Raw genomic sequence first — 14,584 nt, 5'->3', positions numbered from 1 at the left:
ACAGTCTAAAATAATTCCAATATCTTATCTAGAGATATCTCGGCTATAGTTACCGGTGCCTTCACGCCTAAGCTGACGAGGATCTGGGGGTTCACTTCTCCAACCGAACCTACCTCTATATTTCCTATTACGACCTTTGCGCTCCTCTCGGGGATGAAGTATGGAATTTCTCGTTCAACGTACTTCGCCTTAAGCCCTAGTTCCTCGAAGAGCGCGTTTAGGTGCGATATCGCATCAGTCAAAGTGAAGTCTCCGTAAAGGAGTATCCCCAATCTCTTCTCCCTTCTCGTATACCCTTCGTTTACTAGGACGTCCCCGACCTCGAATGCCTTGAACTTTGAGTGGGACTTCTGGTTCTCTAGTGCTGTAAGGAGCAGCGAGGGAACTAGGCTCGTTCTGACGGAGTCGTAACTCTTCATCCTAGGATTGACTATTTTCACGAAGTTGTTCTCACCTAACAATTCTAGGAGTTCGGAGCTCGTTAAAGAGAAGTTGAACACCTCAACTAAGCCCAACGAGACGAGTTTGTCCGAGACGAACCTAACCAGCTTGGTCATGGGAGTTAGTTCTCCGTAGTCTACTACGCTGTCCCTTAAGGTTTCCAACTCGTTGTAGCCATAGGCTGAAATCAAGTCTTCGATCAAGTCGACCTCCCCGTGAACGTCTATTCTATATGGAGGTACACTGACCTTTACCTTTCCTTCAACTACCTTCGCTTCTAACCCCATCTTGTTCAGCAAGTCCTTAGCTTTCTCTAAATCGATATTTACTTCGACGAACTCCCTTACGGTCTTCATTGTAAGCTCGATTTCCTTGATAGGCAGTTCAGGCGTCTCGAAGAGCACTTCGTTCCCCCTAACGGCCTTAACCCTTTCGATTACCGGGTCGTTAGATCGCTCTATTAAGGACGTAACCATTACGTCCAATACCCTAGCCATCAGATAGGGTTCAGTACCAGTGACGTCAATCAACACGTCCCTCGTATTTTCAGTTACCTTATTATAGTTAGCGTTCAATATTGGAACTAACGAGAGAACGTTCTCTTCGTCAGCTAATACGGGATACTCTCCTTTCTTTATTAAGTGACCGTATGTCCTTCCCTTCTCCGTCTTCTCTAAAACTTCCTCGAACGTCATTTCCACCTCGTAATCCAAGGGGACGTACTTTCCTTGGGGGAGAGTCTGGTAGCGTATTACCTTACCCTTAATGTACTTTAGATCGTAAAGTCCTACGGAAACGAGCTTTCTATGAACGCCGTAGCTTATAGCCAATTTCTCTTGAAGTTGAAATACTTGCCTAATTGCTTCGTTATCTAGCTCTAAGTTCCTAACTATAGCCAACATAGCGTAAGGTCTGTACGACGGAGCCTTACTCAAGTCCAGGACGTATTCCGAATCAACTACCTTGTACTTGGGGTTACCTCTACTTCCTAGGAATATTCCAATGGCCCTCCCCAACCCTTCTGCGGAGAACAAGTCTGCCCTGTCGTGTGAAGCCTCGTATTCTATCTCGTCTCCCTCCACCTTTTCGACTTCTCCCTTGAGTACGGGAAGGATTTGGGAAACTCGCTCGGCGTCCAAATCGGTCTTAGCGATCCTACTAAGGTCGTTGACGTCAACCCTTACTACTGGCACCTAAGATCACCTTCAAGGGTTGTTTAAGGGACCTTATAGTAACTAGGTCGTTGGTATACAGATCCCTTATGTCGTCCAAGTCCAGTAGCATCATTGCTATCCTATCTATTCCAATTCCCCATGCAATAACCTTGTAGTCCTTGGACAATCCGACTACCTCCAATAGCTCCGGTCTAAACATACCTCCAGGGAACACTTCTATCCAACCTAACTTGGGATGTCTAATGAACCCTTCAACTGAAGGTTCAGTAAAGGGGAAGTAAGCTGGCTTGAACTTCACTTCTCCGAGACCCATTTTCTTACTGAACTCCTTGAAGAAACCAAGTAAGTGGTTGAACTTCACGTTCCTCCCGACGACTATTCCTTCCAGCTGGTGGAATTCCATTGAGTGAGTCTGATCGAGCGTCTCGGACCTGAATACCCTATCTAACGAAAATACCTTGTACTCTCCATCGCCCCTCTCATACATTTGATGAGCGGAGACGGCCGTGGTATGGGTTCTCAAGAGCAATCTAAGGGCTTCACGGGCCTCCCACTTGTATCTATATAGCCTTTCATGAACGGCCTTGGCTCTTTCTATAACGTCCTCTGGGGGTCGAGGAAGTTCGGCGTTTTCTACGTAGAAGACGTCCGTTTCGTAGCGGGCCGGGTGGTACTGGGGGACTAGGAGGACGTCGAAGTTCCATAACGCGTGCTCAACGAAGTTCCCCGAAGCTTCTTCGAAACCCATTGAGATTAACACTTCCCTTACGTGGTCGTAAAGCTCCGTTAGCGGGTGCCTCTTGCCTCCCCTTGCGGAAGGCATTTCTATAGTTAAGTCAAACTTCTTTAACGTTATCTCCTTCCACTTACCAGAAGTTATCATTTCGCTAGTTAGCTTGGTAACAACTTCCTTCTCAACCAATTTGCCTTGGTTCCAAAGTTCGATCAACTTATTGGTAGGCTTAATTTCAATTATCTTCCTCTGCTCAGTTTCGACGAATCCCCTTTCCTTCAATAGCTTGAAGCAGTCGTCTGGTTCAGATGGAAATCTGTACTTCGAAATGCACTCCTTCAATCTCTTTATATACTCCCGAAGCTCCTTATCATCGCCAGCTTTCCTTAAAACGCCCTTTTCCATCTTTACAACTTTGAACGCCTTTAGCTTACCTAAAGCAGCTGATATCTCGTCTTTTTCCAGCTTGTCTTTGAGCTGACTTATTGGAACGTCCCCCTTCTCTAAAAGTTCTAGAACGACCTCCTCGGGAAGAGGTCTCTTCAAGTAGATAACTCCCTTATCGTTAAGCTTGGCTAGCTTCTTGGTCCTAGTTACAACTTCAACTAATTCAACTCTTTGTAGCTCCGCTAGTTCCCTCATTAAGTCCTCTCTCTTCTTACCCAATTCCTTGGCTATCTCATCAATATCCATTATACCTTTCTCAACTATCAGCTCAACTATCTTCATCTGCGTGGGCGTTACGTAAATCAACGTTCAATCCCAACTCACGAAGGCCTCTTTCCTTAAAGCATGTTTCACGAACTCAAATTAAGGGTGCTTAGAGGCCCTTCGACTACATCCTTTGAAAAGGGCTCGCTCGAAATAGATACGCGGGCCCTAGAATGCTTTGTTACTATCCGGGTTGCAGCGCTAAAGGTATCGGAAGGGACATGGAGAAGGCGGTTGAAGCAGTATCTAGGAAGCTCGGCATCAGCTATAAGGAAATTGACGGATGGGGCTGTTGCGGAGCCGGTATGGTAGCGGACCTATCTCCATTGGGAGCAGCAGTATTAGCTAACTCGAACCTCTACCTAGCTAAGGAGCAAGGTTGCGAGAAGGTTTTTACAGCCTGCGGTATATGTTTCAATCAATTGATAAAGTGGAACGAGGAGGCGTTTCGGAACAAGGACTTGTATGAGAGGACTAAGGAGGTTATGGAGAGCAAGCACATGGACTTAGTTAAAATGGAGGTGCTTCACTTCATAGAAATATTAGACGAGAAGTTAACTGAAGACCACGTCCTACGTCCGCTCGCTAACTTAAAGGTAGCCCTCTATCCGGGATGTCAAGCTAAGTTCGGCTTCAAGGCAAAAGGGAAGGACGTATTTGAAGTAATGGAAAGGATCCTAAGGAAACTTGGAGTTGAAATAGGTCCTAGAATAGAGTTCTGTTGCGGGTTCCCTGTAGTTACGTACGACAAACCTAATGCGACGAGAATGGCTCATGAGGTGGTTCGCAGGTCCTTAGATAGCGACGTAATAGTAACCCTGTGTCCCTTCTGCCAATATCACATTGATACTAGCGTGAGGGGGAAACCCGTAGTTCATTTGCATCAACTAGTGGGCTTGGCTCTAGGTCTATCTCCCAAGGACCTCGGTTTAGATATGCATTCGAACAAACTCAGAATTTAGGCACGTAAAGCTATTATCGATCGCTCCAGATCGGAAGTAACGAGAAGATGAGTCATGGAAGTCCCACGAACGAGGTTGCAAGTGAGGCTTCTAACACCTCCTACCGACATAGCTTGGGGAAACACTTACATAGCAGTCGCATTAGGCGTTAAGGGTTTCTATTTAGTTGAACCGAAGAAAGGGAAAGTAGAGAAGACGGTAGACGTGCCAGCTTACAACTTACTCTGGATTAATGACGACTTAGTAGTCGGATCGAGCTCGAGGGTAATTATATTCAATAACGTACTAAAGGTAAAGAAGGAATTCGAGGTTCAATCTGACGTTAACGCCTTGACCTACAGCGATGGTAAAGTAATAGCTGCCGGCAACGGCTGGGTATCAATACTTCCATTAAATAGAAGCATTGAAATGGAAACTATACAAGTGGGCCTGAACGTAACTGCCGTGGCAGCTAAGAAGGGAATAATTGTAGCCGGAACAATGGAGGGTAGGCTATTAGTTATAGATGAGGGCAGGATAACGTGGTCAACGGAACTCGGTTCCCCTATATTCGGGCTTTCGTGGGGCCCCTACTTGGTGGTAGGCACCAATAACGGGAAGGTATTCAAGGTAGTTAACTATGAGAGATTGAACTTGGAAGAAATAGCTACCCTAGGAGGAGTTAACGATCTAAAGTGGAGCCCTAAGGGAGACGAGTTCGCCGTCGCCGATAACGTCGATAAGTCCCTAACGTTTTTCTCAGTTGATGGGAAGATAGTTGCGAGGGAATATTTCAAGTCTATTCCAATAAAGCTAGACTACTCCCCAACGGTCACGGAAGTTGCAGTTATTCTAGAGAGCGGTGAACTGGTAACTATAGGAACTCCTAAGGTAATCAATATACTGAAGTCGATAGTTGAGGAGAGTAAGTGCGAAGAAAGGGCGAAGATACTTTGTAAGGCCTTAGAGAAAGCCTTGTGGGAAATAATTACCGAGCTTGGGAACGACGTACCCATCGACGATTTCCTAACGCTTAGGAACCTTGGTCCGAAGCTCCTTTACGCCTTACCATGCTTATTGAAACATTTGGATGTAGTGAAGAAAATCTTGAAAGATTTGATGAGCATGGAGGACATCGTGGAAGCGTTAAAGGACGGTTGCGATAACTTCGAGAAATGGCTCGACTCAGTATCTAAGAACAGCTTGTGTATAAAGAAGGTCTCCAACCTATTGATAGACCTAATGGAACTCAGTCCGAGCGATTTGCTACCGGCTCAAATACCTACCTCTGTTGCATTAGTAGAGAAATTTGGATGTGAAAAGGCGCTGGAAATAATGGAGTGCGTGTTCGCCTTAGCTCTCTTGTTGAAGGACTTAAAGAAATATGAGGACGATCTGGGTATAAAGTTACCGAACTTAACCGAAATGGTCTTATACGTCCTACTGAAGGACAACTGCGAGGAACTGTTAAGCAGATTAAAGGAGATAGCTGAGATAAAGGAGAAGGTGGAAAGCCTAATAAATGAGGGAAGAATCGTAGAAGTCTTTGACATGTTGGAAGAGGCCAAGAGAATTAGCGAGGACTTGAAGAACGTAATAACGACCGAGCTACCGGACGGATTCGTAGGGATCTGAAACCTCACCTAAAGGAATTTCGCTCATTCTTGTCGCTCTGGGGAGTATAGCTCATCGGCGCTCCGCGAAAGCGTTACAGCTTTTACTATTAACTCTAGCGGTACTTGGCCCGGCGCAGTACTCTCCTCTACTGATCCGTAAGAGAAATAGGAGCCCAAGAGGGGCGTAATTAGTCTCAGTTTCTCCGTCCCCTTCCCCATAGGCATGAAAGCCTTCCTTGGATGCCTTATTGACCTCACCAGCTTCAGCAATTCGTCAATAGTAGACACCTTCGCAGCTACTTTAAAAACGGAGAAATTGATCCTTGAAAGAGACAATTTCTCTATTAATTCGTAATCGCTTTCAGTAGGTTCGTTGAAAAAATGAATTGAAGCGATACTGTTCTCGCAGGGGGGTTCGGGATATAACTTAGCTTCGACATCGCACCAACAACCGAGTTCGTTCGCTAGCTCGTACGCCTCCTTCTTCCATTCGATTTTTCTAACTCCTCCCTCGCTAGGATCTCTCACAGTAACTATTACGTCCATTCCGTACCTCCTGGCTAGCTCTGCTTCTTCTGAAAAGTCGGGCATTGGTCCGTTCCAGTAATCTAACCGGAACTCAACTAGATCGGCCCCTAGAGCAGTCGCTTTCAATATCCTTCTCCTAACTTTCTCTTTTGAATCGTAAGGTATGGCTCCTATTGCGAACACTTCGCGAGGCCCTCGTTAGAGGGGTCTCCCGGTCCGTGAAAACTTCATTCCTTCCTCGGTCAGCCGCTAAAAGCCGTTCATCCCCCGAAGAACTCTTCCGCGCCCAATAACTCCTCTTCTTTCTTCTCTTTTTCCTTCCTCTCCTTCCTTTGAGCTTGGTTGACCAGTTCCTTGAGTTCCTCTTCTTCCGGAACTCCTATATTCAATCCCTCTTCTGGACCGGGACCGGATACCAGTAGTTCCTCCTTCTCTGGCGATACTTCGGCGCCTTCTCCGAAGAAGAGCTCTTCTCCACCCTCTTCGGCGGGGGGTGCTTCGACTTCGACGGTCTTCACCTCACCTCTCAGCAGTTCTCGAGCAATGGATACTATTCTGTCAATAATATACGGTTCAGATAGATCTAAGACTATTACGTTCTTCATTTGAACGAACATCGATGCTTCCAGAGCTCCCGATGGTAGTATTATAACGTACCTATCTATCCCCGTGTCTAGGACCTTAGGCATCCTCGAAGTTAACGCAGCCGAAGGGTCGTTCTCGTCAACGAAGTCTATCGCGAGCACTCTACCGGTGTTCGTTCTAGCGATGATATCGAAGCTGTGCTCTATTCCGCTTCTGCCCCTTTCCTTACCCGGAGACTCCACTACTAACCCTAGGTCCTTGAGGGCCTCTATTATTTCGTCCTTCAGTAACGCTCCAGAAGTTACTAGCTTGGATCCTAAGGGCGTCAGAGTGTACTCGTAAACTGGTTCGTAGGATGCGTTTAAGTAATCGAATTGGTGATTACAGTTCTTGCACTGGAACACTATTAATGGCTTATTGGTTTTCCTTCTACATTCCATGCATTCGAACACTTTACCAATAACTACGTAGTCCAAACCCTCCTTCCTCAAAGGCCTCCTGCATTTCGGACAAACCAGGTTACCGGTGTTAGGATCCCTGAACTTCGTCTCAGTATCTATGTACCCACAGAGGGTGTGTTGAATTATGTACGTTAACTCTATGTTGAAGCTCTTACACCAAGGACAGAGGAGCTTGGAGGCTACGTGGATCGAACCGCATCTAGGACAGTGTATTAGTCTATCCGCTATTTCTCTTTCAACGAGGTTATACTTTATCAGCTTCTCGATTACTTGCTTCCAGTTAGGTATATTATCGAGCTGGGGGTATCGAACCCCGCTTTCGAGGCCTACTTGAGGAGCGACGCTCCCGGCCCTAAAGATCGTTATTAATACTTGTTTCGCTATGGGGTCTCTCGATAGGTCTTCTAAGACTTCCTTTGGAATTGGGAGAGCTGACGAAACGCTCATTAGAATCCCCCTTCGATACCGTGTGAGAACTATACTATCTAGTTAATTATAAGCTGATGGTTTTCACGAGCCCGCTTTGTTCTTGAGCCTCTTGCAGAGCAAGGTACCGACGTATATTCCAACAACGGTAGCTATCGAAACGGAAATTGCCATTGCTATGAACATCCTTTCGTTGGAAGCACAAACAGTTATAACTGTTGTATTACCGTCCAATACGCATCATCCTTCACAGAAATTACTATATAGCTATTTGAAAATTAATGGTTTTTCCTCCCTATAACAATATATAGTTTCTGGCCATTTTCTACTAACGGGTGAAAAGTGACGTGTTAAGCGTGTCGCTGAGTCCAAAACTATGGACTCCGAAGAGGTTCAAGGAAGTAATAGCAGCTGCCCAAGGGAAGCTCAGTAACGTTAAGGGTTTCTTACAGTTCTACTTGGACCTAATAGCCGGCGCCCCATCTCCAAACGAGGAACCGATCCCGTTAAGCGAGCTCGTGGGCGGAATTACTCACGTGGATAAGCTGGGCGAGAGGTACGCTACCCTAAAGAACTTCGGTATAACAGACTTGCTTTACTACTTGAGGTTACCTCAGAGCTTCCACGTTCTAGAAATAATAGAGTTAGACGAAATACCGAACAGGCTCAACGAGATAGCTGTGAGGAGAACCTACGTTTCCCAAAGCGTTTACGAAGCGCTAAAGGACTCCCCCGAAGCGGCACTGCTCTTCAGCTTCTATGCCGGCTTAATGCTCCCAACCCCAGCGAGGCATACTATGATCGCCGTTACCAGAGCGGCAAGCCTAAGCGAAGTCGCGCTAATGGAGAAATTCAGGAGGGCCAATCCGTACAATTTGCTCTTGGCGCGTCAGGTCCTTAACAGAACCCCTGCTATAGAGGGCGTCGAGGGAAGGCCTTGGTACGAACCTATAAGCGACCTCAGCTTAATACTCACTTACCTAGGAATACTTCAAGTAGTTAAGATAAGGCCCAGTCCGGATAAGTTAGCTGGAATAAGGAACTTAAGCAAAATTAGGAAGCAAATAATACAAATGTTAGACGACTTCGGCGATTACGTCCTCCCGAGGGGAACGCTCCTTTTGGAGCTCGAGTACTTAATATTCAACAGGACTAAAGACGAATATTGGGACTTCGACTTCTCGGATTACGTAGGCAATGCAAAGGACATATCTTGGTTCAAGAGCAAGGTGAGTTCTAGAGCGTACATTGCGTTAGAGAAGTTCTACAACTTAATGGTAGAGAAGAAGGACGAACTCACCGAAGTTTCCAAGAGCTACTTCGAGGAGCTAGGTTACCTTCCAAAGGCCTAGAACCCCTTCTTTTATCCCATAATTTAACTCGTAAACTTAGGTCGTAGTTATGGGTAGAATCGTATTTGATGAAAACCTCGTGGACCTGGCTCCCGTTTTCAAAGATAGAAGGGACGCGGGTAGGAAGCTAGGAACGTTCTTGAAGAAATTAGACCTAGTACCCGACCTTATCTTCGCAATACCGGCTGGCGGAGTTCCGGTGGCTTTGGAAGCATGCAAAACGCTAAGATCTAAGATGGATCTAATAATCGTAAAGAAGGTATTATATCCTTGGACTACGGAGGCAGGCTTCGGAGCAGTTAGTTCCTTGGATTTCGAAGTGGCGGACGTAGGTCTCCCAGAAGAGGTGGTGAAGAGGCAAATAGAGGCGGCGCTGGAGAGAGTAAGGGAAAGGGAGAAGTTATTTAGAAAGGGGAGACCTTACCCAGATTTAACTGGGCTGAAAGTCTGCGCAATTGATGATGGAATAGCAGCCGGTTACACCATGAGAGTTGCCGTGAGGTCACTGAAGAAGCTCGGTGCAGAGGAAGTATGGGCTTGTGCACCTACTTCCAGTGCGAGTGGTGCGGAAGCAGTGGCCCAAGTGGCCGATTTAGTGGTAATTCTAAACCTGAGGACCTATTACCCGTTCGCCGTGGCTGATGCGTACGAGAACTGGTACGATTTGAGCGATGAGGAAGTATTGGAACTGTTGGGGGAAGCGGAGGCGGAAGGGTGTCTCATAAACTAAAGGTTGAAATCGCATCTAACAAGGCTTCGGTGACCTTTTCCATGACTGGCGCCAGTTGTTCGTGGTGAAGTAAGTCCTTCTTCGAAGGGTCTACCAGGCTATCGGCCGTTACTACTACCGCCCCCGTCTTGAAGCCCCTCATCCATCCCAATGCGAACAAAGTGGCGCACTCCATTTCCACTGCAACCATTCCCCTCTTAGCCCAATACTCAGCGAAGTTTTCGCTTTCAGCGTAGAAAGCGTCGTTGCTAATTACGGGGCCTAGATGGTAGTTCACGTTCCTTTGGCTGAAAGTCTTGGCGATATGGGAAGTTAGGATCGGGTCGGGTGACGTAGAGAGGCAAGTGTTAGGGGAGTAAACGCCGAGTACTCCGCCTTCGTAGTAGGAGGCACCGGTAACTACTATTGGTTCGGGAACTCCTATCTCCTTCCTCAAGCTACCGGCCGTTCCGAGCCTAACTATTAGCTTCGCGCCCAACATTCGAAGCTCTTCGAAAACTATTGCAGCGCTCGGTCCACCTATTCCGTGAACTGCGACGCTCACTTCCTCTCCGTTATACTTGCCGGTGTACACTAGGAGCTCTCTGTTAGAACTCACTAATTTAGCTTCCTCTAAGTACTTTTCCGCTACCATTTTGGCCCTAGCCGGATCGCCTACTGCTAACACTTTCTCGGCCACTTCTCCGGGCTTAGCAGTCAAGTGTTGTGGCTTCAATTGCGCTACCCGTCTGGTTCTTCAGAGGGGAGGTAAAATTTTAGGTAGTGAAACTTAGGAGTTCGGGCGTTAGCTCTTGAGCCAACCTCAAGACCGATAAGGGCCTAGGGGCGCAACTGTAAGGTCCCTTCCAATAAACGCCGAAGAGCGGAGAGTAAGTCTTCCACTCTATTTCGTGCCAACCCCTAGTAAGGTACACCTTGCCTGCGTAAACGGCGAACATTCCGTCCTTGATTAAAACTAGCTCGAACGCGGTAGGCTTTAGCGTAACTCCATCGACTTCCACGTATTCAACACCATTTAAGTAAAACTCATAGGTACCGTTGTGATCTACATATAGATATCCTCTATACGTTCCTATAGGATACCCGTCTCCGAAGGCTGGAGCCCTAATTCCGTTCGGTCCCTTAACTCCCCATGGAAGTTCGTTTATACTTAAATTCTTAGCAAGTTCCCTTAGCTTAGTAGCGTTCACGAGGGCATAGAAACCGGCTCCCTTGACGTAATTGAAATCTATAGCAATTTTCTTTAATAGGAAGTATGGTATATCGAAAGATTGCTTGAGGCCGTTAGCTTGAATTAGGTAAAACCTAGTTGTAGGACCCCAATAGTCTCCGTAATATATAATTAAGTGAAGCAGTCCTCCGGTAAGGGTTCGCAACGAATCCGGATACAATACGGCGTTCCAATAGATCGGCCCCGCTGGAAGCAATCTGAAGTACGTACGCCAATCAGTTGCTGGACTTCCCAGCCAACCCACTTTATAGGCTGGACTCAAGAGCGGAGCGACGTTGAACGATACCACTACTGGCACGTTCGGATTCGCTTCCGATGCGAATAACTCCAACATGTGTATCTGGTTAGGGAAGCATTCCCACCATCCAGTGTATAACGGCCTGTACGTCACGTACTTAACGAACGGGTAAATGAGGCTCTGGAACCTTAATTGGTGCGTTAACGAATCATAGACGTAGGAGTAGTACGGGAGGGGCGTAATTGGGTTGAGAAAGATGTTGAGTAACAGCATAACCCCTAAGTTCTTCTTGAGAACGCTCAGTTTATCGAAAAGACCCTCTCTTACTGCCAGTAAGATCATTACTGCGAACTCGAGGGCTATAATTGCGTGGTAGTGAAATCCGAAGTCGAACTTTACGTCATAGCGATAAAGAGTCATGAATAAGTTAAAGTAATCTGGTAAGAATAACAATGACTTAAAGCTTATTGAGGCTATTGCAGCGAGAGGGTTAACAATAGGTATTAGTATCAACATCAAGAACTTCTTTTCGTGAAGTGGCAACGTAATCAATTTCTCAACGAAGTTATCGAACGTTAGTGGACCCCACCTAAATGTCAGCAAACCTCCCTTGGCGCCTCCGAGCCTCGGGAGCAGCTCGAATACAGCTAGGTATCCGATAGCAACGAAAGCTATTAACGCTAACAAGCTTACCTTGTCTCTGCCCTTCGAGCTCACCACCCTATAGAGAGCTAATCCTAATATAGGAAAGGCGTAACTCTCCTTACTCAATATAGCGAGCGACGATACAGCGTAACCTGAGAGCGGTCTCTCTTTAATAAGCACAAGGTAGTAAGCTAAGGCCATAAAGACGAGTCCGATGTTATCGGGATGGAAATCAAAGGAGAGGGCTCCCCAAGTTCCCGGATACAGTAAGAAGGTGAGGGCAATTGGAATACCGTATCCGCTCTTCACTTCTTCTCCAGCCTTATAGAGAATCAAGGCTGTAACGGCAACAGCTAAACCGTGGATCCAAGCTAAGAAGACAGTGAAGAACCAAGGTGGTAAGTAAGGACAGAGGAACTTGAAGGGGACCAGTATTAAGTAGAGATGAGCGAACTTAAAACCGCACGCGCACCCAGCTCTGCAAGCAACGTTCGCTGCATCAGTACTGAAATTAAAGTTCAGAAGACTGAGAACCGGTACTATAGATATCAGTAATGCGACTACAGTCATTGCCAACGCATTCTTCAATTGAGACCCCGAGGGGCTCGCTAGTCATTACTTAAATTTTTGCATCGAGAAGAGCTTGGAGTGGCGAGTTGTCGGAGTGCTCAGTGATTTTAGTTAAGACGGAGTTAGGTATGGAAAGGTACGTAGCTAATTCCTTAGACGTGGACTGCGAAATCGTTGCAGCTCCAATGGGCTTCAAGGGACTCGTGCTCATGAAGAACTGTAAGAACTTGGAAGAGGTCATTGAGAGGCTCAACGGGATGCCCGAGGTAATTAGGTTCATGATAGCAGAAGAGTGCGTCAGAGCGGACTTAAAGGAACTCAAGGAAGCAGCCAAGAGGCTCGCAAGGAAATTAGAGGGTAAGAGGTTCGCCGTCAGAACGATCAGGAGGGGTTCCCATCCGTTTACATCAATAGAAGTTAACGCCGAGCTAGGAGCTTTGATACTAAGGGAAGCCAATGGGAGTAAGGTAGACCTAACGAATCCAGAGGCAGTTCTAATGGTCGAGATAATTGGGGAGGAGGCATACTTAGCTGTGGTGGACCCCTCTTACGCTGGATTGAAGAAGAAATTAGGGAAGGAGGACACAGCGAGGTTCTTGTCGAGACTATCTGTAATACAAGAGCCTTACTTAGGTCCCCCAAAGTCTATTGAAGAACTGGGCAAGAGGATAGGGAGAATCCTCCAAAGTTACGGGGTAGGGGAGTACTACATAGGCCTAATTGAGGAAACGGACGCCCTTCAATTGGCCCAATTCATAGAGTCAGTTCGAGACGGCATGGAAGCGAGGAGGAAGCAAGAGGAGAAGGTAGAAGGTAAGGCGCTATCTACCAAGCTCAAGGTATTCGATGTATATCACTTGGCCCTCTCGAAATCTAAGAAGGAATTAATGGTTGTGTTCGAACCGGAGGGCAAGAGCTTCGAGGAAGTGGAAGAGGAGTTGGCTAAGGCCTTGAGGAAGGCCAAGAGAGTTAAGGCGTTCCTAGGCTCTAGGAAGGGCGTCCCTATGGGAATATATAAGTTGGCTGACTTCGTAATCGATGTAGCTCCGGGGAGAACTCTTTCCACCGAAACGGCTCTCGCCGCCGCATTAGAGGCCTTGCTCATTGCCTACTTGCGCGGTAAGTTCTATTCAGATAATCAACAGTAACTAACGTCAGAGCCGCTATTATCAAGGCGCTTCCCGCTACCTCGAAAGCGTCTAGCCTCTCACCTAAGGTGAGGACTGAAATTATTAACGTGAATAACGGTAAAGCGTTTATGTAAACCCCCGCTCTCGATGCACCGATGAGCTTTACGGAGTAAAGCCATAGGAAGTAGGCAACGAAGCCTGGCACTAGCGAGACGTAGAGCGTTCCAAGTAATACCTCTTCCTTCAAGAGCGGCTCAATGCTTAGGAACGGAAGGGCCAATATCCAATTCACTGGCTGAGCTAAGATAGATATGCTCACTAATAGCTCCATGGGGGATAACTCGACCATGGCTTTCTTGGACCATACTGTATAGATGCCCCAGTCTATTGAGGCCAACACCCCGAAGAGCACTCCTAGCCAAGAGAGACCGTTCAAGTTACCGGCGCTCAAGAGGATCCCGCCCAGACTGCCTAGAACCACTGACGCGGCAACGAGCTTCGAAATTCTTTCTTTTAGGAATATGGCAGCGAGAATTGAAGTGGCTATAGGGATAAAGGCCATTGTAAGGCCCACTATTGACGCCTTCGAGAACATGAGACCTAGGTATATTAGCGCGCTGAACCCCGTTATCCCAGTTAGCGCTAGGAACGATAGCGACCTATCTAGGCTAATTCTCATCCCTACCAATCGAGCGTAAAGGTACATCAAGAAAGTCGCTATGGTCCATCTGATAGCTGTGAGCGCTAATGGGTGAAGACCACTACTCACCACGATCTTAGAGATAACGAAGTTCGTCGCCCAAAGGAGTTGGGGAATTAAGGGTATCGCCGCCTCTAGCATCCCGTTTTCTCCGTAGCTGGGAGGTAGAGCGATATTTCACGGTTTGCCCTCTTCAACCCAATACTATTCTCAGTATCAACGCTAGAACTGAGATACCGAAGGCCGCCCCCACTACCGCTTCCGGTGGTACCTTGATCTTAGATTCTATCTCTTCGTAAAATCTCATCAGACCCATGGCAGTGACGAGTCCGCTGTCTCCTGCCCTCCTTCTCTTCTTAGCCAACTGCTCG

14 protein-coding genes are annotated in these 14,584 nt (G+C 47.0%); 5 read left to right on the top strand and 9 right to left on the bottom strand.

What is annotated here, in order from left to right; all coding sequences use genetic code 11:
* Positions 1-5: 5 nt before the first annotated feature.
* Together pheT and pheS are read right to left on the bottom strand one after the other, a co-directional pair.
* Positions 6-1,634 (bottom strand): phenylalanine--tRNA ligase subunit beta, encoded by a 1,629-nt coding sequence (gene pheT, locus EYM_RS01300; RefSeq protein ID WP_075049316.1) that lies wholly within the window; start codon positions 1,632-1,634, stop codon positions 6-8.
* Entirely contained in the window at positions 1,615-3,102 is a 1,488-nt protein-coding gene (pheS, locus tag EYM_RS01295) for a phenylalanine--tRNA ligase subunit alpha (RefSeq protein WP_083494976.1), read from the bottom strand. Before pheS ends, pheT begins: the two co-directional genes overlap by 20 nt.
* Positions 3,103-3,233: 131 nt before the next feature.
* On the opposite strand from pheS, the gene EYM_RS01290 reads away from it, so the two are divergent.
* Positions 3,234-4,022 (top strand): heterodisulfide reductase-related iron-sulfur binding cluster, encoded by a 789-nt coding sequence (locus EYM_RS01290; RefSeq protein WP_075049315.1) that lies wholly within the window; start codon positions 3,234-3,236, stop codon positions 4,020-4,022.
* A gap of 54 nt (positions 4,023-4,076) precedes the next feature.
* A complete protein-coding gene (locus EYM_RS01285) occupies positions 4,077-5,636 on the top strand; it encodes a YncE family protein (protein WP_075049314.1) in 1,560 nt (519 codons plus the stop codon).
* Between the two features lie 23 nt (positions 5,637-5,659).
* Here the strand turns inward: EYM_RS01285 and EYM_RS01280 are convergent, their stop codons facing one another.
* The 3 genes from EYM_RS01280 to EYM_RS07760 all read right to left on the bottom strand — a co-directional run bounded on the left by EYM_RS01280 (position 5,660) and on the right by EYM_RS07760 (position 7,851).
* The gene (locus EYM_RS01280) at positions 5,660-6,328 is read right to left on the bottom strand and encodes a type I 3-dehydroquinate dehydratase (RefSeq protein WP_075049313.1); all 669 of its coding nucleotides are present in this window, start codon (positions 6,326-6,328) and stop codon (positions 5,660-5,662) included.
* A 77-nt stretch (positions 6,329-6,405) separates the two neighbouring features.
* Positions 6,406-7,638 carry a TackOD1 domain-containing metal-binding protein gene (locus EYM_RS01275; RefSeq protein WP_075049312.1) on the bottom strand — a complete coding sequence of 411 codons (1,233 nt, stop codon included), beginning with the start codon at positions 7,636-7,638 and terminating at the stop codon, positions 6,406-6,408.
* A gap of 63 nt (positions 7,639-7,701) precedes the next feature.
* A complete protein-coding gene (locus EYM_RS07760) occupies positions 7,702-7,851 on the bottom strand; it encodes a hypothetical protein (protein ID WP_157058711.1) in 150 nt (49 codons plus the stop codon).
* A 122-nt stretch (positions 7,852-7,973) separates the two neighbouring features.
* On the opposite strand from EYM_RS07760, the gene EYM_RS01270 reads away from it, so the two are divergent.
* A complete protein-coding gene (locus EYM_RS01270; RefSeq protein ID WP_157058710.1) occupies positions 7,974-8,969 on the top strand; it encodes a hypothetical protein in 996 nt (331 codons plus the stop codon).
* Positions 8,970-9,018: 49 nt separating this feature from the next.
* Complete coding sequence (locus EYM_RS01265) at positions 9,019-9,699, top strand: phosphoribosyltransferase (RefSeq protein WP_075049311.1); 681 nt, start codon at positions 9,019-9,021, stop codon at positions 9,697-9,699.
* On the opposite strand, the gene EYM_RS01260 is transcribed toward EYM_RS01265, so the two are convergent.
* Positions 9,689-10,414: a purine-nucleoside phosphorylase gene (locus EYM_RS01260; protein WP_075049310.1), complete on the bottom strand. Its 726-nt coding sequence runs from the start codon at positions 10,412-10,414 to the stop codon at positions 9,689-9,691. The two genes, EYM_RS01265 and EYM_RS01260, sit on opposite strands and share 11 nt — an antisense overlap.
* A gap of 40 nt (positions 10,415-10,454) precedes the next feature.
* A complete protein-coding gene (locus EYM_RS01255) occupies positions 10,455-12,401 on the bottom strand; it encodes a glycosyltransferase family protein (protein WP_075049309.1) in 1,947 nt (648 codons plus the stop codon).
* 68 nt (positions 12,402-12,469) lie between these two features.
* On the opposite strand from EYM_RS01255, the gene EYM_RS01250 reads away from it, so the two are divergent.
* The gene (locus EYM_RS01250) at positions 12,470-13,531 is read left to right on the top strand and encodes an SPOUT family RNA methylase (protein ID WP_075049308.1); all 1,062 of its coding nucleotides are present in this window, start codon (positions 12,470-12,472) and stop codon (positions 13,529-13,531) included.
* Here the strand turns inward: EYM_RS01250 and EYM_RS01245 are convergent.
* Together EYM_RS01245 and EYM_RS01240 are read right to left on the bottom strand one after the other, a co-directional pair.
* Positions 13,485-14,354, bottom strand: coding sequence for a DMT family transporter (locus tag EYM_RS01245; RefSeq protein WP_075049307.1), 870 nt, complete (start codon positions 14,352-14,354; stop codon positions 13,485-13,487). The two genes, EYM_RS01250 and EYM_RS01245, sit on opposite strands and share 47 nt — an antisense overlap.
* A 52-nt stretch (positions 14,355-14,406) precedes the next feature.
* A complete protein-coding gene (locus EYM_RS01240; RefSeq protein ID WP_083494973.1) occupies positions 14,407-14,577 on the bottom strand; it encodes a preprotein translocase subunit Sec61beta in 171 nt (56 codons plus the stop codon).
* Positions 14,578-14,584 lie beyond the last annotated feature (7 nt).

The organism is Ignicoccus islandicus DSM 13165 (genome assembly GCF_001481685.1).
Taxonomy (GTDB): domain Archaea; phylum Thermoproteota; class Thermoprotei_A; order Sulfolobales; family Ignicoccaceae; genus Ignicoccus; species Ignicoccus islandicus.
The sequence above is the reverse complement of the archived record's forward strand: the minus strand, read 5'-3'. Positions and strand labels throughout refer to the sequence as shown.